The organism is Sutcliffiella horikoshii (genome assembly GCF_002157855.1).
GTDB lineage: Bacteria > Bacillota > Bacilli > Bacillales > Bacillaceae_I > Sutcliffiella_A > Sutcliffiella_A horikoshii_C.
In genome coordinates this window covers 1345636-1365437 of record NZ_CP020880.1, presented here as the reverse complement: position 1 = coordinate 1365437, position 19802 = coordinate 1345636, and the positions used below count along the sequence as shown (strand labels likewise).

Genomic DNA, 19802 nt, shown 5'->3' with positions numbered 1-19802 from the left:
TCGGGTGTTGAGAGGGCTTCTCTTTTACCGTTTTAGCTTATGTGGGGGAGTTTCAGGCGGAGAGACGGCTTCTCTGTTACCGTTTTAGCTTTGGCCGAGAAGTTTCGGGCGGAGAGACAGCTTCTCTGTTACCGATTTGGCTTTGGTGGAGGAGTTTCGGTAATAGAGAGCCATTCTATTAGACTTTTCTGCCTCTTTTCTCCGAGCTTCGGTCGTATAGAACCGCTCTATTAGACTTTTCCCCCTCTTCCCACCGAGCTTCGGTCGTATAGAACCGCTCTATTAGACTTTTCCCCCTCTTCCCACCGAGCTTCGGTCGTATAGAACCTTCCATTAGACTTTTCCCCCTCTACCCACCGAGCTTCGGTCATATAGAACCGTTCTATTAGACACTTCTGCCTCTTTCGTAAAAGCTTTGGGAGTTTAGACTCATCCACAAAAAAACCGACCCCCACAATCGAGGAATCGGTTTCTAGAAAACTTATTTACCTGCATACTCAGCTTGATACTTTTTAAACTCCGCTTCGGAACACAAGACAAAGTGTCCTGGTCGTACTTCACGCAACTCTAACTCCTCATCCTTGGCATAGCCATGGGATGCTGGATCGTAAGCAAAACGCTTACGGCTGCGCTCAGAATCCGGATCTGGTTGAGGAATCGCGGACAATAAAGATTTTGTGTACGGATGAATTGGATTATTATAAAGCTCGTTACTATCAGCAAGCTCAACAATCTTACCAAAATACATTACTCCGATACGGTCGGAGATGTATTTCACCATGGAAAGGTCATGGGCGATAAACAAGTACGTTAGCCCTTTTTCCTTTTGAAGCTTTTTCATCAAGTTGACAACCTGTGCCTGAATGGAAACGTCCAATGCAGAAATCGGCTCATCGGCAATGATGAAATCCGGTTCCACCGCTAATGCACGAGCGATACCGATACGTTGGCGCTGCCCGCCACTGAACTCATGTGGATAACGGTTGGCGTGCTCTTTATTTAAACCAACCGTTTCTAGTAGTTCATGCACACGAGCAAGACGTTCCTTTTTCGACTTCGCCAATCCGTGAATGTCGATTCCTTCTGCAATGCAGTCGGCAACCGTCATACGAGGGTTCAAGGATGCAGAAGGATCTTGGAAGATCATTTGCATCTTGCGGTTGAATTTCAACAAGTCTTTCTTAGACTTTTTGCCGTGAACGTTTTCGCCCTCAAAGAGTACTTCTCCGTCTGTTGCATCATAAAGGCGTATGATGGTACGGCCTGTTGTGGACTTCCCACATCCCGACTCTCCAACAAGTCCAAGCGTTTCACCGCGATAGATATCGAAATTCAAGCCGTCTACTGCTTTTACCATGTTCGGCTTTCCTTCATTAAAATATTGCTTTAGGTTGCGAATTTCCACTAACTTTTCATTAGTTGCCATTGTTTCCACCGTCCTTTACCAAAACAGGCTTTTCGAAGTTTTGTGGCATGAGACGTTGACGCTTTTGAACAGCAAGTGGTGGTTCTACTGCCGGTGCATCTTCATGTAATAACCACGTTTTCGCAAAGTGCGTTTTAGAAATTTGGAACATTGGCGGCTCCATTTCCAAATCAATTTGCATTGCGAATTCGTTTCGAGGAGCAAATGCATCTCCTTTTGGTGGATCAGACAAATCAGGTGGTGAACCTGGAATCGCATAAAGCTCATCTTCATCACCTAGATCCAAATCAGGCATGGAGCTTAATAATCCCCAAGTGTAAGGGTGGCGTGGATCATAGAAGATCTCATCCACTGTTCCCGTTTCGATGATTTGGCCACCATACATAACAGCTACACGATCTGCAACGTTTGCTACAACGCCAAGGTCATGTGTAATAAAAATGATGGATGTATCTATTTTTTTCTGAAGGTCTTTCATTAAATCCAGAATCTGTGCTTGGATGGTAACATCCAGTGCAGTAGTAGGTTCATCTGCAATCAATACTTTTGGGTTACATGCAAGTGAGATCGCAATAACAACCCTTTGTCTCATCCCGCCAGAAAATTGGTGGGGATACTGCTTAAAACGTTCTTCTGGCATTGGAATCCCTACAAGACGAAGCAAATCGATTGCTTTTTCTGCAGCGGCGCTTTTGCTAAGTTTCTGATGCTTAATAATTCCTTCCATAATCTGTTTACCAACAGTCATTGTCGGATTTAGGGAAGTCATTGGATCCTGGAAAATCATTGAGATATCTTTTCCGCGGATGTTCTGCATCTCCTTGTCCGAAAGCTTTGCTAAGTCTTTACCGTCAAATAAGATTTCACCGTGTTTAATATTGGAATTATGCTTAGGTAATAAACGCATAACAGTTTTTGTGGTTACGGATTTTCCTGACCCGGATTCACCCACAATCGCCAACGTTTCACCTTTTTTCAAATCAAAATCCACACCACGGATAGCCTTAACTTCTCCCCCGAAAGTATCAAAAGAAACATGTAAGTTTTTCACTTCAAGTATTTTTTCCACTGTCATTCACCTGCCTTTATAACTAGTCTTTCATTTTAGGATCTAATGCATCACGGAATCCATCCGCAACAAGGTTGAAAGCAATCATCAATAAACTGATGATAATTGCCGGGAAAACCATGATGTGCGGGAAGATTTGCAAGGATTTAAATCCATCGTCTATTAACGTACCAAGTGATGCCATAGGTGGCTTCAAGCCTAGTCCGATGAAGCTTAGAAATGCCTCGAAGAAGATAGCACTTGGAATTGTGAACATCGTATTAATGATGACTACTCCCACCACGTTCGGCAGTAAGTGTTTCGATATGATTCGGTTATTGGTTGAACCGAGCGTTTTGGATGCGAGGACATATTCTTGGCTCTTGAGCTTAAGAACCTGCCCCCGGACGACCCTGGCCATTCCGACCCAACCGGTTATGGTTAATGCAATGGTAATCGCTATAATCCCCGGTTCAAGTACGAGAATCATTAAGATAACAATTACTAAGTTTGGAATACCAACTAAAACCTCGATGATACGTTGCATGATGTTATCTGTACGTCCACCGTAAAAACCTGAAACTCCACCATAAGCAACACCGATTACCATATCAATGAATGCTGCTAAAAGAGCAATATATAGGGAAATACGCGTACCTGTCCAAACACGTGTCCATAAGTCACGTCCAAGACTGTCGGTACCGAACCAATAATAATCTGTTATACCACGTTGCTCGTAAACGTCGACTCCATCTCTTGTTCCATCCAAGATACCAAGGTTCTCGATACCAGGAACTTTAGGAGGGAGATTACCCTGTGTTACATCCTGAGTATTAAAACCGTGATTATTCATAAATGGGCCAAAGATTGCGAGAAATGCAATGACGATTAGAATAACAGCTCCAGCAATAGCGGCTTTATTTTTCTTAATGCGCAACCAGGCAGTTTGCCAATAGGTCAAACTAGGTTTAGCTATTTTTTCACTTTTACTAGGGTCTTGTACCGCCGGTTGGAATAATTCCTTAGGCAGTTTATCAAAATTGTTGTTATTCATTATTTCTTACCTCCTGCCAGGCGAATACGCGGGTCGATAATTCCATAAAGAATATCAACTACAAGAACGATGACAATGAAAAGTGCAGCAAAGAACAATGTCGTTCCCATGATGACTGGATAATCGTTTGTAGTAATGGAACGGACAAACTGTTCTCCAAGACCTGGGATTGAGAAGATTTTCTCAATAACAAGTGTTCCTGTCATCAAACTTACAGCCAACGGTCCAAGAACCGTTACTACTGGAATTAAAGCATTTCTTAATGCATGCTTTACAGCAATATCAAAATTTGTAGCACCTTTAGCACGTGCCAGAGTAATGTAATCTGAGCCTAATACCTCAATCATTTCTGTACGCATGAAACGTGCGGAAATTGCAATTGGGAACATGGATAGTGCAATCGTTGGCAATACCGTGAATTCCCATCCTGACCAGAACGCAACTGGAAACCAGCCGAGCTTTACGCCGATCCAGTATTGTAGTAAGCCTGCGAAAACGAAGGAAGGAATCGATTTACCAAGAACGGCCATAATTGTTGAACCGTAGTCAACCCATGTGTTTTGTCTTAATGCAGCGATAACACCCAAGAATATTCCGATTATTGTACCAAAGAACATTGCTTGGAACCCAAGTTGAGCTGATGGACCAATACGCTGCATAATCAAACTCGTAACGCTTCTGTTATCATATTGAAATGAAATACCAAGATCTCCTTGAACTAGGCTTCCGAGATATTTCAAATATTGTACAGGCATTGGGTCATCAAGACCATATTTGGCATTTAGAATTGCTTTTTGTGCTTCTGACAGTTTGTCTTGCATCGTAAATGGGGAACCTGGCATCATCTTCATCAAGAAGAATGTAAATGAGGCAATTAAAAATAAGGTGATAAACATATATAAGATACGTTGCAACAAGTACTTTGTCATCTCTGCACCTCCTAAAAAATAATGCGCCGAATTCTAATTGTTTATAATTTTCCCTAAAATTCGACAATTTACTTACAGGGAAAAAGAGAGTATATGTTTCAAATATACTCTCTTTTTCTCTATTTTAAAAGAATTATTTTTATATCAGTATAATATTATTTACCGCTGATGTAAGCCCATTTGTAGCTGAAGTCAGGACCGAAGTTGTGACGGTATACGTTTTGAACGTAAGGCTTCCAAAGTCTTGTTGTACCGCGTTGGTAAATCGGAGCAATTGCAGCATCTTCTTCAAGAAGAATTCTTTCTGCTTCTTGCATCGCCTCAAAACGTTTTACAGGATCGTTCGCATACGTTGTCATTACGTCGTTCAACAGCTTATCGTACTCTTCGTTGGAGTAACCCATCTTGTTGTTTCCACCATCTGTAATCCAAAGATTAGAGAAAGAAATCGCATCAAGATAGTCTGGACCCCATCCAGCAAGCTGCATGTCATAGTCCATTGCTGCATCTAAATCTAGACGTTGAGCAAATGGTACTTCTTTCAACTTGATTGTTAAACCTGGAAGATTTTCTTGCAATTGGTTTTGAAGATATTCTTGCATAGTTTTCGCTGTTTCAGTGTCTCCACCAAGGATTTCAATTGTAACAGCGTCCATACCTAATTCTTCTAAACCTTTTTGCCAATGCTCTTTAGCTTTTTCTGCATCAAATGCATTTATATCGCCATTCTTTTCACGGAAGTCTTCTCCTGTTTCAGGGTGTTGAACAAATTCAACAGGTACAGAGTAGTTTGCCGGAATAGAACCGTTGTTCAATACATAATCAGCCATGTCTTGCTTATTGAAGCCCATAGAAATTGCTTTACGGATGTTAACATTCGCTAAAGCTTCGTTTTTCGTTTGGTTAAATTTAAACCAGAAAATAGTAGGCTCTAGGTAAGAAATCAAGTCTGGATCTTCTTTGTACTGAGTTACAAAGTCAGATGTTAAACCAGGAGAGATATCAATTTGTTGTGCAGTGTATAAGTTAACACCAGTAGAAACTTCTTTAACAACTTTAACGTTGATTTCATCAAGTTTTACTGTTTCTGCATCCCAATAGTCAGCATTTTTCTTCATTGTCCAGCCAACTTCATGCTCCCAGCTGTCTAAAGTGAATGGACCGTTGTAGATTAGAGTGTCAGCTTCTAATGCATATTGGTCACCTTGTTCTTCCAAGAACTTTTGATTTTGTGGGAAGAACGTAGGGAATGTCATTAAAGATTCGAAGTAAGCAACTGGTTGCTCAAGTGTTACCTCAAGAGTATATTCATCAATTGCTTTAACTCCAAGCTCTTCCAGTGGTAATTCACCAGCAGAAACTTGTGTAGCATTTTTGATTTTTCCGTTCATCATATATGGACCATACTCAGAACCAGAGTTCGGGTCTACAGCACGCTGCCAAGCAAAAACGAAGTCATTTGCTGTTACAGGCTCACCATTGGACCATACGGAATCTTCACGTAACGTGAAAGTATAAGTAAGACCGTCTTCGGATACTTCATGACTTTTCGCAACACCCTCTACTACTTCATCATTTTCTCCAAGTCTGTAAAGCCCTTCAAAAACGTTGTTCATAACGTTGAATGCTACTGCATCAGTACCTTGTACGGAATCCATTGTTGGAATCTCTGCAGTATCAACTACGTTAAGTACTTGTGGACCTGTTGGTTCTCCTTCACCTGCTGGTGGAGTATCCCCTTGTCCTCCATTGTTTTGCGCTGAATTTCCGCCGCCACATGCAGCTAAGAAAGCACTAAGTACAAGTGTAAGCGCTAAAAGAAGTAAATATTTTGACTTTTTCATTTACTTAACCCCCTAAAAAATTATGTCGAAAATTGTTGTGTTTCGAGGTAACGATTTTTATTATACAAGTTTTCTAAACATTGTGCATTCATAAATTTAACGTTAATTTTACAGAATACTGATTTTTCAAGCATATTCATTACAAAAATGGTTCTAAAGTCCTATGAATATTTCATTATCAACTCACTCAATATTGCAAATATATTACAATTGTTACAACTATTTTTCCTTTGTACTTTTACAAGTAATTCCTTTTATAGTTTCTTTATATTTGTCTTATTCTATTCATTTTATTACAATACAATTTAGATGACTAAACTTTACACTTCGTACGTAGGAGGAAGCATGAATATTTCCATTAAATCTTCACTCGTCTTTTTCTTAATTTTACTTTTAGCAACATTCGGCACAAGTTGGATATATTATGGGGGAATTAACTTGCTGAACTTCATTAATACATCCTTTACCATTTCCAGTATCTTTATTTTTATTTCTTTATTCACACTAGTGGTCCAAAAAGGTTTTTTTGACGGTATAACTTATAGTTTCAGGAGAATCTTTGCATCCACGCAACCTGACAAGGAGTTAGAGCAAGATATTAGAAATGAAATGAGACCGCCATCGGAACTATTACAACCACTATCCACACAGCATATTTTTACAGCGTCCATGTTGTTGTTCCTTTGTATGTTGATTTCGTTATTTATGTATTACAATAGTTGATATTTTCCATTGAAATGGTTATAATAAAAGAATATTTATTTATTAAAAGCAATGATGGAGAATAGTACTAAACAGCTTAGTTTTTTAGAGAGTTTGTGGTTGGTGGGAACAAACAGCTAACGTTTAGGAATGGACTTCTGAGCTTCATGGCTGAACCTATTAGTAGGCTGTGACGTATCCTTACGTTACAAGGTTAAGTGATTTCTGCAATTTTGTGTGAAATAATAAGGGTGGTACCACGGTCCATTCGTCCCTTTTTTAGGGATGAATGGGCCTTTTTGTATTTCCTTTAAAGTTTAACCGTTGATTTCCGTTCCAGGCGCTTCGCTTTCCGCGGGCGGTCCGGGAGCCGCCTCGGCTTCGCCTGTGGGTTCTCCCCTGTCCCTTCTTCCCGAGGGAGTCTGCGCGCCTTCCACTACAATCAACTAATAAATTTATACAAGATTTCCAAATCACTACTTTAAAAAAGAGGAGCATGATTATGAAAACAATTTTCTCAGGAATTCAGCCAAGTGGGAATGTAACGCTTGGTAACTACATCGGAGCAATGAAGCAGTTTGTCGAACTGCAAAACGACTATAACAGTTACTTCTGTATCGTGGACCAACATGCAATTACAGTTCAACAAGAACCACAGGAGCTTCGCAAAAACATCAGAAAGCTAGCTGCTTTATACCTCGCGATCGGCCTTGATCCAGAAAAAGCAACACTTTTTATTCAATCCGAAGTACCTGCGCACGCTCAACTTGGATGGATGATGCAATGCGTTGCCTATATCGGGGAATTAGAAAGAATGACACAATTTAAAGATAAATCAACTGGTAAGGAAGCGGTAACTGCGGGATTACTTACTTATCCACCATTAATGGCGGCTGATATCCTACTTTACAACACAGATGTTGTTCCCGTCGGAGAAGATCAAAAACAACATCTTGAATTGACAAGAGACCTTGCAGAACGCTTTAATAAGAAATACCGTGAGATTTTGACTGTTCCAGAAGTCAAAATTGCCAAGGTTGGTGCCAGAATCATGTCACTAACAGAGCCAACAAAGAAAATGAGCAAATCTGATCCAAATTTAAAGTCCTTTATTTCCTTATTGGATACACCGAAGCAACTTGAGAAGAAAATTAAAAGTGCAGTAACCGACTCTGAAGGAATTGTTCGTTATGATAAAGAAAACAAACCTGGAGTTTCCAATCTACTTTCTATCTATTCCATCTTGGCCAACAAAACGATTGAGGAATTGGAAGTTCAATATGAAGGAAAAGGATATGGGGACTTTAAAGGTGACCTTGCAAAAGTGGTAGTCGACGCTCTTGAACCTATTCAAACAAAGTACAATGATCTTATTGAATCAGACAAACTTGATGCCATTCTTGATGAAGGTGCCGAACGTGCAAACCGAGTTGCCATGAAAACACTTAAGAAAATTGAAAACGCGATGGGCCTAGGCCGTAAACGCCGATAATCACAAATAAAAAAAGCTGTCAGTGCAAATCTCTGACAGCTTTTTTCTTTCCTCGGAAATATTCGACAGTTAATTAACTTTCGGGTGTTGCTCCAACTCCCACAACTTCTCAAAAAACGGCTGACCTTTTACCAAATGTTCACAAAATGTCTGATGTTTTTCAGACCAACCATCCCTTGTCTCCTCAAGTAATTGTGACCACACTTCCTCAAAACTCATTGACTGAATTTCTCGATAATGAATAGGATTCCATTCTGTATACCAATATCTAATTTCAGCAACATTGCAAGTAGACCTTAATTGATCCAATGCCATAAAAAGGAGTTGCTTCAACTGTCTTTCTTTTCTAGTCAAACCGTTCATTATTTCTGGTGATGGGGATAAAATGTGATAATCTTTTTGCGATTTGCTAGTTGGCGAGAATGAATACTTTTCATAATCATGGTTTTCTACCATATCATATACTAATTGTTCTTGCCTTGGAATCAGTCTGCTTTTGCGAATTGGAATATTATAACCGATCGTATCTACAGCCAATATTCCTTGTCCATCTGTAACAACAAAGCAGTAGTCCAGTTGAATTCTCTCATGGTTTTTGCGAATGTAGCTTTTTTGAAAAATATCTTCTAGCAAAGATGAAGGCAGCTCTTGGAGGTCGTTTTCAATATAATGAAACAAAACAGAATCTACTTTCAATAGAGGAACTTGATCCAATAATTCTACACTATCGTCCTTCCTCCACTCATGAAAATGACAAACATTATAACCGTTTTCTTCTCCTTCAAACCAATTTACCCATACGTCATGAAGATACAACATATCATACCCCTCACTTCACATCTACTCTTTTATTTATCCAACAGTATGAACAGTGAAGTGCATAATTATTCCAAAATACCCAATTAATTTTCCATAAGTCTACTCTTTGTCCCGAAAGGAGGGATTTGGGTTGCCAGATAAATAGATGCTGAATGCAACCAGAATCATACCGATAGGTAAAAGATAGCATTCTGGCCTGGAAAGCAGAAAAAATAAGAACTCCATCAAACTTAATCCTGTTGCAAATAAATTCATGTATGCCACTATACTAATTCCGCCAACAACTGAGATTCCAAACCCGGTGACAAAAAGAATCCCCTTGACCATCAGCCTTCTCTCACAAAATATTTTCTATTTATGAGCATAATAATGTCTCCTTGTCCAAACTATTATTATCATTTTATGACATGACCATAAAATAATGACAAGTTCAACAAAAAATAGGCAAAAAGAAAAGCCGAGATCGGCTCTCAGCTTTTCTAGTCAAGTGTTTTTGGATCAAGTGCATCACGTAATCCATCTCCAACAAAGTTGAAACTTAACACTGTTATTAAAATCATTAACCCAGGAAATAACGGATACCACCAGTGTTTTAACATGATAGTAAAGTTTTGCGCATCCTGCAGCATGTTCCCCCAACTTGGTGTTGGCGGTTGAATCCCTAAACCTAAGTAACTTAAAGCGGATTCTGCCAAGATAACTCCTCCTACACCTAATGTTGCAGATACGATGATGGGTCCCATCGCATTTGGTAGGATATGAGAGAAGATGATTGTATGACTTCTTGTTCCAATTGTCTTGGAAGCAAGAACGAATTCACGTGTACGAAGTGATAAGAACTCTCCACGCACAAGACGTGCTGTAAACGTCCATCCAGTTAAAGCGAAAATCAAGATTAGCTTGTCCACACCTGGTTGGAAGATTGTAACCAATGTTATTAGCAAGAAAATAGTTGGAATGGAAATGATAACGTCTACGATACGCATTAGAACAGCATCAATTTTCCCTCCAAAATAACCGGCAACCGCACCAATAACTGTTCCAATTGTAATGGAACCTGCTACAGACGCAAATCCAACTAGTAGTGATACCCTTGCTCCAAACAGGATACGTGCAAATACATCACGACCGTATCTGTCCGTTCCAAGCCAATGTTCTCCTCCTGGAGTTTGTAATTTGTTCAATAAGCTCTGCTTTTGCGGTTCAAACTGAGCAATAAGCGGTGCAAATAGTGCTAATGTTATAACTATGAAGAGAAGTACTGCCCCGATAACAGCAAGTTTATTCTTCATGAATTTACTAATCGTTATTTTCGTTAATGTATCAGGTTTTTTCTTAATATTGGGGTTTAACGATTGATTAGTTGGTTGAGTTGATGGTTGAGTTTGCATCGATGTTCCCCCTTCTAATACTCAATTCTCGGGTCAAAAATTGCATATAGGATATCGGCAACTAAGTTTCCGATAACTACAAAGACCGCTGAGATAACTGTTAGTGCCATGATTACTGGATAGTCACGCTGGAATGCGGAATCAAAGAATAACAATCCAATACCAGGCCAAGCAAAAATCTTTTCAACAATAACCGATCCCCCAATGAAACCGGGTAGCATTAAACCAAATATCGTAATTACTGGAATTAATCCATTACGTAAACCGTGTTTGTATGTTACTTTGTTTTCTTTTAATCCTTTTGCTCTTGCTGTACGCATATAATCTTGCTTTAACACCTCTAGCATACTAGAACGTGTATATCTCGTTAGACCTGCCATATCGGCAGTTGCTAATACGAATGCAGGCAATATTAAGTGATGTATTCGATCAAGAATACTGAATTCAGCATTCAAGGTTGCCACCCCACCGGTTGGCAGCCATTGGAGTTGGACAGCAAATACCATGATAAGAACTAAACCTATCCAGAAGTTAGGTGTTGCCAGACCAAGGAAGGATGTAACTGTAACAGTATAATCAGTAAGACTGTACTGTTTTCTAGCGGAAATAACTCCAAACGGAATTGCTACAATTACTGCCAATACAGTTGAAACAATCATTAATAATAATGTATTAGGCAGGCGGTTCATAATCATTTCACTTACAGGCACTCCACGACGAATTAATGACTCACCAAAATCCCCTGTCGCCATGTTTGATACCCATGTAAAATATTGCTCGTGTATTGGATCATTTAAACCATATCGCTCTTCATACTTTTTCATATCTTCACTGCTAATATTCGGATCCATCATTAGAGAGGTAGGACCACCTGGTGCCATTTGGATAATGGCAAAGGATAATACTGTAATACCGAATAATAGGGGAATCGCCATTAAAGAACGGCGGATGATATATGAGATCATAGCTGATTCTCCTTTTCTGTCTTTACTTTAGGAAGGTGAAGTAAACGTGTTTTTTTATTTTAATACTGTACATTTTGCGACGTTGTACAGTAAAGTGTTCAAGTTTAAAGAAATACAAGTTTGATAGGTTCAAACTGTATACTTCCGTTCCGTGGAAATAGTATCAAAGTAATTCATTTCAGTAAAAAAGAAGGAAGGGAAACTCCCCTCCCTCTCTTCTACCTTTTACGGAGGTTAAATTAGTTCTCAGTGTTCGGGTTTAACCACCACTCATTGATTTTGTAGAATTCATCTCTTGCATGGAATTCTGTGCCTTCTAGGTTAGTAGGCATTGCATGGTGTGCATTTGGATAGTATAAGAAAGTGTATGGTTGCTCTTCAGCAATGATTCTGTTGATTTCTTGGATCTTAGCTGCACGCTCGTCACGATCCATTGTTAGGTTAGCTTCGTCCATTAGCTTATCAGCATCTGGGTTAGACCATCCAACAAAGTTCAAACCTTCTTCGATTTCTTTAGAGTGGAAGATTCCACTTGGATCTGGATCTGTAGATAGAGCCCATCCTAGGATGATAGCATCGAAGTTCCATTTTGGAGGATCGATGTCAGCCAAGAATGCAGACCATTCCATGATATCTGGAGTAACTTTGATTCCAAGTTCAGCGAACTGTTCTTGAACTACTACAGCGATATCTTCACGAACTTTGTTACCTTGGTTTGTTTTTAAAGTGAACTCAAATTTCTGACCGTCTTTTTCAAGAGTTCCGTCAGCACCTGGAGTCCATCCAGCTTCTTCAAGCATTGCTTTTGCTTTTTCTACATCGTACTCAAAGCGAGGTACATCTTCGTCATAAGCCCAGCTAAGTGGAGACTCAGGAACATCAGCAACTTCACCGTCACCGTTCATTACAGACTCAACGATTAGTTCACGGTCAAGAGCGTGAGTTAACGCTTGACGTACTTTTTTGTCTTCAAATAATGGGTTACGTAGGTTATATCCTAGGTAAGTGTAAGATAGTGCTAAACCAGATTCTACTTTTAATTGACCGTTAGCTTCCCACTCTTTAACAGTTGCAATATCTGTTGCAGGAACTGTGTAGTAATGAATATCACCAGCAGCTAATGCAGTCATTAATGCATCTGCATCAGGAATAATACGGTAAGTTAAAGAGTCTAAGTATGGACGACCATTCCAGTAGTCATCATTTGCTACAACTTTAACAAATTGTCCATCTTCCCAAGATTCGAACTTGAATGGACCAGCTCCGATAGGGTTTTTCGTGTTGAATTCAGTGTACTCACCAAGTTCAGCAACTGGAACTTCTCCTAAAACGTGCTCAGGAAGGATTGGGTAACCTAAAGCGATGTGGATCGTTGGATCTACAGCGTTAAGAGTTACTTTTACAGTTAAGTCGTCAACTTTCTCAACAGACTCGATTTTTTCGAAGTAACCTGCACGAGGCCCATCATAGTCTTCGCTTAAAGGAATGCTTAGAGTGAAGACAACGTCATCAGCATTTAAAGTTTCACCATCGTGGAACTTGATGCCGTCTTTGATTTTTAGCGTGTGAACTAGGTCATCTTCAGAGATATCCCAGCTTTCAGCCATGTTTAATTGAGTTTCAAAAGCAGTATCACTAGTTAATAATCCGTCAAAAATGAAACCTTCAATTGCAGAACTTGCAGTATCTGCAGAGTAAAGCGGGTTGAACATTGTAGGGCTACCAGTAGAACCAATTACAAGATCTCCACCTTGAACAGGTTCAGTTGTAGCTTCCTCATCTTCTTCAGCCGGCTCTTCATTGTTTTCCCCAGCTGGTGCATTGTTTGTGTTGTTAGTGTTTGTACCTGCATTGTTCGATCCGCTACAAGCAGCAAGGAACAAGGACAGAACTAACGTCAAAACGATAAGTAGTAATGATTTTTGTTTCACGTTTACTCCCCCTAAAATTTTTTAATGTTCTGAAAATGAAAGGTAAAGAAAGTTAACTGTTGGATTATCTCCCCCTTTCAAAGGGTATATATTTTATGTACTTGCCACCTATTCGTATAGGTGACAAGCAACAAAATGATCTGGTTTAACCTCTTTGAATTGAGGAACAATTTGCTTACAAACATCCATTGCTGCCGGGCAGCGCGTATGGAATACACAACCAGTCGGCGGGTTAGCCGGACTTGGTAATTCACCCTTCAGAACGATTCGCTCTCTCTTCACTTGCCCTTTGCGACGAGTGGAAGGTACAGCAGATAGTAATGCTTGCGTATAAGGATGTAGAGGTTCACTATATAAATCTTGCTTGGTAGCTAGTTCCATCATCCGCCCTAAATACATTACGCCGACCCTGTCACTAATATGACGAACTACACTTAAATCATGCGAAATGAAGATGTAAGAGAGTCCCATTTCTTTCTGAAGGTCTTGCATAAGGTTAATGATTTGGGCTTGTATAGATACATCCAGTGCAGATACTGCTTCATCCGCAATAATCAATTCCGGGTTTAGTGCAAGTGCTCTGGCAATCCCGATACGTTGACGTTGTCCGCCGGAAAACTCATGTGGGTAACGGTTGATAAAACTTGGATCTAATCCAACTTTCGCCAGTAGTTCCTGCACTTTTTCTTCTCGCTCTTTTTTAGTGAACAAGTTGTGCGTGTTATATGGTTCTTTTAGGATTGATCTTAAAGTTTTTCTTGGGTTTAGAGTAGCGAACGGGTCTTGGAAGACCATTTGAATATCTTTACGAACAGTCCTTCTTAGTTCGCTTTCACTCATTGTCGCAATATCTCTTCCCTTGAATATGATGTTTCCTTCTGTAGGTTCGTATAGTCTGATGATGGTTCTTCCTGTTGTGGATTTTCCACATCCAGATTCACCAACAAGGCCTAATGTTTCACCTTTTTTAATGTAAAAGTTTAGGTCATCAACAGCTTTTACATCCCCTACATGTCTTTGTAATAACCCTGCTTTAATTGGGAAATATTTCTTTAACCCTCTTACTTCAAGGATATTATCAGAACTTGTTTCCGTTAAAATTTTTTCTGATTTAATCTCGGTTGCAGTCATTATTTCGCCTCCTCGCCTTCGTATAAGAAGCATCGAACGGAGCGATTTCCACTTCGCTGAAGAAGTTCAGGAATTTCGCTGTGACAACGATCGAATGCTTTTGGACAGCGCGGGGCAAAACGACAGCCCTGTGGTAGATTGGTTGGCGGTGGAACGTTACCATCGATAGATTGAAGTCGAGAAATGTCTTCTTCAATATCAGGTATGGACCCCATCAAACCATTTGTGTATGGGTGTAGCGGCTCTTCGAACAAATCGTCAACTGACGCTTCTTCTACCACTTGACCACAATACATAACTACTACTCTATCAGCTACTTCTGATACAACCCCTAAGTCATGCGTTATTAACAAGATGGAAGTGTCAAATTTATGGCTAAGGTCTTTCATTAAATCTAGTATTTGAGCTTGGATGGTAACATCTAGCGCTGTTGTTGGCTCATCCGCAATTAATAACTTTGGATTACAACTCATCGCCATTGCGATCATTACCCTTTGTCTCATACCACCTGAAAGACGGTGCGGATAATCATTGACAATTTCAGCCGCTCTTGAAAATCCTACAACTTCTAGCATTTCAATCGCTTTTTTCATTGCTGCTGTTTTTGACATTTTTTGATGAAGTATTAATACTTCTGTAATTTGCTCACCGATTGTTAAAACCGGATTCAATGATGTCATTGGTTCCTGAAAGATCATGGAAATATCATTTCCGCGAACTTTACATAATTGGTTTTCTGTCAGTTTCACAAGATCCTGTCCGTCGAATAGAATTTCTCCATCAACGATTTTCCCTCCTGGGCTAGGAACAAGTCCCATAATAGATAGGGAAGTAATAGATTTACCAGATCCTGATTCTCCAACGAGTGCTACAGTCTCTCCTTTTTTAATGGAGATATCTACACCATCTACAGCTGGAATAGCTTGCTTTTTTCTGAAAAAGTGAGTTTTTAGGTTTCTCACTTCTAATAAAGCTGACATTTAGCCTTCACCATCCTTTTTTCTTTCGATGCATGGTCTGTATGATGTCTAAATATGTAATATAGAGAACCTAGAAAAATTTAACTAATTCTTAATCTTTATATTACAAATTTACAAAACTACTAGCTATTAATCTATTCAAAGATTGCCATTATAGATTTTCCATGCTGTTTATTACAAAATCTTCAGTCTTTTTACTCAAAATTAACTGTAAAAACTAAATTATCGGAAAATAATTATCGTCTGTTTGTATATTATTACAATTCCGTTACAAGTTCAAGCTTATTTTGAAAATAAACTAAAAATTTTTTTAATTAAAACTTGTAGCAATCTTCTACAAAAACTGATTATATACAAAAAAAAACAAAAAAACTAGCTTTTTTTGCTAGATTTTTTGTTTTTTGTTAATTTTCTCCTATTCCTCAAAGAATTATTCAAATGATAGCTTTGCTATCTCAGAAAGGCTCTTTGACATTAATGCTCGATAGGTAATTTTCTTCTCTTTTAATATTTTCTGAATAAGGTAATATCCCACACAATAACCAAGCATTTTGGGGTAAAATCCTTTTCCATATAGCAGTTTCATATGATCCTTTTCGCTCTTTTTCACCTCTTTATTCGGGATTATAAAATTGTTTAGGAAGGTTTCAAGTTCTTTATCTGTGTAGTAAGAAGTCCAGCTAGAGGTATATTCCTTTCCTACTACGCTTTTTACCGCACTTTCGGCAAGCCCTTCAATTAGTACAGAATCTAAAAGCGTATACTGATCATCTTTTCTGTTGTTTTTGGAGAGTACACAAATATGGTTATATTCATGAGTCAGCAACGCTTTCATTTCATTTACTTCAATATCCTCAGGTAGAAATAAAAACAATTTATCTTTGAATGCTACCCCTGCTTTTCCTTTGAAATCCCTTTTTATTTGGTTATTGTATTTGTCAGAAGGAAAGATGAAAATTGGGATGTCTGGTCCATTCCAAAGTTTCTTTAGCCGTTTCCATTCCGCCAAGACAATATTCCAGCAATCCAATGTCTTCAGTTTTTCAACCGTACCCTTTCCATCCCTAACCGGTCGATACATCCCATGCATAATCAGATAGTCATAAAGTTCCGCTGCAGTTACGTCCTCAAAGTACTTCAGCAATTTCTTGGAAATGTTCAATGGCTGGTGATAGTCCTCTTCCAACCATCTATCCGTATGAATAATACTCATGTTCTACAGCCCTTTTCTTTGCTTTTTGATGTCATTGTATGATGAGGAGGAGGGATTGGTGAGGTGGGTCGGATGGGAAGTAGGATTGAGTTGAATTTAGAATTTAGATGCCTGACCTAGAATGTTTTAAGACCTTGCTGGACGGCTTTTTCACTCCAGCATGTCTTAATACACCATGTAAAGACCTCGCTGAACAGCTTCTTCACTCCAGCATGTCTTTATACCCCAATATACAAAGCAGCTACTAAATTCTAAACTTAATGATTTTCATAACCCCTTACTAGAATGAAGTAATCTTGTTGATTGAAGTGGAAGGCGCGCAGACGCCCGCGGGAGGAAGGGACAGGGGAGACCCCGCAGGCGAGCCGAGGAGGCTCCCGTACTGCCCGCAGGCAAGCGAAGCGCTTGGAACGGAAATCAACCGAATTACAGACTTTCTTATTCCTATATTTTCAAAAAATCCTCAAATCAAAGTATCTTTAAAAACGCAAAAAGCCGCAAGAAGCATAATACACTTCTTACGGCTCATATGAATTATTCGTATTTCTTAAACACGATCGTTGCGTTGTGTCCGCCAAAGCCAAGTGAGTTGCTCATTGCAGCTTTGACTTCTTTGTGCCTTGCTTCGTTCGGTACATAATCAAGATCACATTCTGGATCTGGTGTATCTAGATTGATGGTTGGCGGTATAACGGCGTTTTCAATGGCTTTAATTGTGAAAATCGCTTCCACCCCACCTGCCGCTCCAAGCAAGTGACCTGTCATGGATTTTGTCGAGCTAATAGCTACATCGCTCGCATGTGCGCCAAGCACTTCTTTAATAGCAAGTGTTTCAAACTTGTCATTATATTCTGTGCTTGTTCCATGCGCATTAATATAATCAATATCACCTGGTTGAAGGCCGGCATCTTCAATCGCCATTCTCATCGCACGAACACCGCCTTCACCGCCTGGGGCAGGTGCTGTGATGTGGTGGGCATCACCTGTTGCGCCGTATCCAACAATTTCAGCATAAATGCGAGCGCCGCGTGCCAAAGCATGTTCAAGCTCTTCCAATACGACAATCCCTGCTCCTTCACCCATGACAAAGCCGTCGCGGTTTGCATCAAATGGTCTGCTCGCCGTTTTTGGATCTGGATTCATGGATAATGCTTTTGCTGAACTGAATCCTGCAAAGGACATTTCAGTCAGTGGCGCTTCGGTTCCTCCTGAAATCATAACGTCTGCATCACCGCGTTGGATGACTTTGAATGCATCTCCAATGGAGTTTGTACCTGTCGCACAGGCTGTTACCGTACAAGAGTTCACACCTTTTGCCCCAAGTGCGATACTGATTTGACCTGTAGCCATATCTGGAATCATCATTGGAACGAAAAACGGGCTTACACGACGTGCGCCTTTTTCCAAAAACGTTTTATATTGTTGTTCAAAGGTCTCCATTCCACCAATTCCGGAACCTACCCAAACACCAACTCTAGGAGCCATTTCATCTGTAATGTCCAAATTTGCATCCTTAACAGCCATAAAAGAAGCTGCGATAGCGTATTGAGTAAAGCGATCCATTCTTCTCGCTTCTTTTTTATCCATATAATCTTCTGGATTAAAGTTTGTGATTTCTGCAGCCACTTTTGCCGGGAATTTTTCACTATCCACTCTTGTAAGCGGTCCTACACCAGAAACTCCCTTAATGGCATTTTCCCACGCCTCATTTACATTTAATCCAATTGGAGTCACTGCTCCAAGGCCAGTTACTACTACTCGTTTTTTAGGCATTTGCATAATTGTCCTGCTCCTTCCACCGTTGTATCCTATTATTATTTATTATCTTCCCCATCTAATGGCGATTGCTCCCCAAGTTAATCCTCCACCAAATCCTACCATAACCACTAAATCATCGTCATGTATATTTCCTTTTTCTATTTCTTCCACTATGGAGATCGGTATAGAGGCAGCCGATGTGTTTCCGTATTTCTGCACGGTCATTGACATCTTTTCCAGTGGAAGGCCCAGTCTTTCCCTTGCTGCTTCCATGATTCGAATGTTTGCTTGATGAGGAATAAGAAAATCCACATCTTCTTTTGATAAACCGGCTTTTTCTAATACATTTACAGCTGATTCACCCATTTGACGAACCGCAAATTTAAATACTTCGCGGCCATTCATTACAATGGTTTCATCTTGATATAAATGTTTCGATCCCGTACCGTCTGCGCCAAGTTCGAAAGATAAAATTCCTCTACCTTCTGAAACCGGTCCAATTACAGTCGCTCCTGCCCCGTCACCAAATAAGACTGCCGTGTTACGGTCTTCCCAGTCCACAATCTTGGACAGTTTTTCTACACCTACTACTAGAACATGCTTATATGTTCCTGCTTCTACAAATTGTTTTGCTGTGATGATTCCGTACATAAATCCTGCACATGCTGCACTCATATCAAAGGCGCATGCCTTTTTGGCACCTAGTCGTTCCTGAATCATGCAAGCAACGCTTGGGAAAGGATTATCAGGTGTTACAGTAGCGACGATGATCATGTCAAGTTCTTCTGCTGTAATTCCTGCATCTTTCAGTGCTTTTTCTGCTGCATAATATGCCATGTGAGATGTATCTACATCGTCTGTTGCAATTCTTCGTTCTTCTATACCTGTTCTTGTTTTTATCCATTCATCTGTCGTATCGACCATTTTTTCTAAATCTGCATTGGTTAATATTTTTTCAGGTACATATCTACCGATTCCTAGTATCCCTGCATTCACCGATAAAACACCTAACTCTCTTATTGGACTTTTATTATCAATTATTATGACTTGGTACTAATTTTAACGTATTCTATCCGGATTGACAATACATAAATGCCTATTTTGCATGGAAGGGAAGCA

At 39.8% G+C, this 19802-nt stretch carries 17 protein-coding genes and 1 other annotated feature; of the genes, 2 read left to right on the top strand and 15 right to left on the bottom strand.

Features of this window, described 5'->3' with window-relative positions; translation table 11 throughout:
- Positions 1-481: 481 nt before the first annotated feature.
- The 5 genes from B4U37_RS07085 to B4U37_RS07065 all read right to left on the bottom strand — a co-directional run bounded on the left by B4U37_RS07085 (position 482) and on the right by B4U37_RS07065 (position 6301).
- Positions 482-1426, bottom strand: coding sequence for an ABC transporter ATP-binding protein (locus B4U37_RS07085; protein ID WP_010191986.1), 945 nt, complete (start codon positions 1424-1426; stop codon positions 482-484).
- Positions 1416-2495 (bottom strand): ABC transporter ATP-binding protein, encoded by a 1080-nt coding sequence (locus B4U37_RS07080; RefSeq protein ID WP_088017660.1) that lies wholly within the window; start codon positions 2493-2495, stop codon positions 1416-1418. The genes B4U37_RS07085 and B4U37_RS07080 overlap by 11 nt, the downstream gene beginning before the upstream one ends.
- A gap of 22 nt (positions 2496-2517) precedes the next feature.
- On the bottom strand, positions 2518-3528 hold the full coding sequence (gene opp3C / locus B4U37_RS07075; protein WP_088017659.1) for an oligopeptide ABC transporter permease: 1011 nt from the start codon (positions 3526-3528) through the stop codon (positions 2518-2520).
- Positions 3528-4457 carry an oligopeptide ABC transporter permease gene (gene opp3b / locus B4U37_RS07070; protein WP_088017658.1) on the bottom strand — a complete coding sequence of 310 codons (930 nt, stop codon included), beginning with the start codon at positions 4455-4457 and terminating at the stop codon, positions 3528-3530. Before opp3b ends, opp3C begins: the two co-directional genes overlap by 1 nt.
- A gap of 155 nt (positions 4458-4612) precedes the next feature.
- Positions 4613-6301 (bottom strand): peptide ABC transporter substrate-binding protein, encoded by a 1689-nt coding sequence (locus tag B4U37_RS07065; RefSeq protein WP_088017657.1) that lies wholly within the window; start codon positions 6299-6301, stop codon positions 4613-4615.
- Positions 6302-6646: 345 nt separating this feature from the next.
- Between B4U37_RS07065 and B4U37_RS07060 the strand changes: the two genes are divergently transcribed.
- Together B4U37_RS07060 and trpS are read left to right on the top strand one after the other, a co-directional pair.
- On the top strand, positions 6647-7024 hold the full coding sequence (locus B4U37_RS07060; RefSeq protein WP_157663735.1) for a DUF3899 domain-containing protein: 378 nt from the start codon (positions 6647-6649) through the stop codon (positions 7022-7024).
- A gap of 42 nt (positions 7025-7066) precedes the next feature.
- Positions 7067-7282: a binding site (T-box leader), on the top strand.
- A 220-nt stretch (positions 7283-7502) separates the two neighbouring features.
- On the top strand, positions 7503-8495 hold the full coding sequence (gene trpS / locus B4U37_RS07055) for a tryptophan--tRNA ligase (protein ID WP_088020202.1): 993 nt from the start codon (positions 7503-7505) through the stop codon (positions 8493-8495).
- 69 nt (positions 8496-8564) lie between these two features.
- On the opposite strand, the gene B4U37_RS07050 is transcribed toward trpS, so the two are convergent.
- From B4U37_RS07050 to B4U37_RS07000, 10 genes are all read right to left on the bottom strand, one after another.
- Positions 8565-9314, bottom strand: coding sequence for a YjbA family protein (locus tag B4U37_RS07050; RefSeq protein WP_010192001.1), 750 nt, complete (start codon positions 9312-9314; stop codon positions 8565-8567).
- 99 nt (positions 9315-9413) lie between these two features.
- Positions 9414-9641: a YuzI family membrane protein gene (locus B4U37_RS07045; RefSeq protein WP_088017655.1), complete on the bottom strand. Its 228-nt coding sequence runs from the start codon at positions 9639-9641 to the stop codon at positions 9414-9416.
- Positions 9642-9793: 152 nt separating this feature from the next.
- Positions 9794-10705, bottom strand: a complete 912-nt coding sequence (gene opp4C / locus B4U37_RS07040) for an oligopeptide ABC transporter permease (protein ID WP_088017654.1) — start codon at positions 10703-10705, stop codon at positions 9794-9796.
- 14 nt (positions 10706-10719) lie between these two features.
- On the bottom strand, positions 10720-11670 hold the full coding sequence (locus B4U37_RS07035; protein WP_088017653.1) for an ABC transporter permease: 951 nt from the start codon (positions 11668-11670) through the stop codon (positions 10720-10722).
- Positions 11671-11909: 239 nt separating this feature from the next.
- Positions 11910-13601 (bottom strand): peptide-binding protein, encoded by a 1692-nt coding sequence (locus B4U37_RS07030; protein WP_088017652.1) that lies wholly within the window; start codon positions 13599-13601, stop codon positions 11910-11912.
- 108 nt (positions 13602-13709) lie between these two features.
- Positions 13710-14732 (bottom strand): ABC transporter ATP-binding protein, encoded by a 1023-nt coding sequence (locus B4U37_RS07025; RefSeq protein ID WP_088017651.1) that lies wholly within the window; start codon positions 14730-14732, stop codon positions 13710-13712.
- Positions 14732-15712 (bottom strand): ABC transporter ATP-binding protein, encoded by a 981-nt coding sequence (locus B4U37_RS07020; protein ID WP_088017650.1) that lies wholly within the window; start codon positions 15710-15712, stop codon positions 14732-14734. The genes B4U37_RS07025 and B4U37_RS07020 overlap by 1 nt, the downstream gene beginning before the upstream one ends.
- Before the next feature lie 430 nt (positions 15713-16142).
- Positions 16143-16925: a DUF2268 domain-containing putative Zn-dependent protease gene (locus B4U37_RS07015; RefSeq protein WP_088017649.1), complete on the bottom strand. Its 783-nt coding sequence runs from the start codon at positions 16923-16925 to the stop codon at positions 16143-16145.
- Positions 16926-17459: 534 nt separating this feature from the next.
- On the bottom strand, positions 17460-18698 hold the full coding sequence (gene fabF / locus B4U37_RS07005; protein ID WP_088020199.1) for a beta-ketoacyl-ACP synthase II: 1239 nt from the start codon (positions 18696-18698) through the stop codon (positions 17460-17462).
- Positions 18699-18746: 48 nt separating this feature from the next.
- Entirely contained in the window at positions 18747-19679 is a 933-nt protein-coding gene (locus tag B4U37_RS07000; RefSeq protein WP_088017647.1) for a beta-ketoacyl-ACP synthase III, read from the bottom strand.
- Positions 19680-19802: the final 123 nt, after the last annotated feature.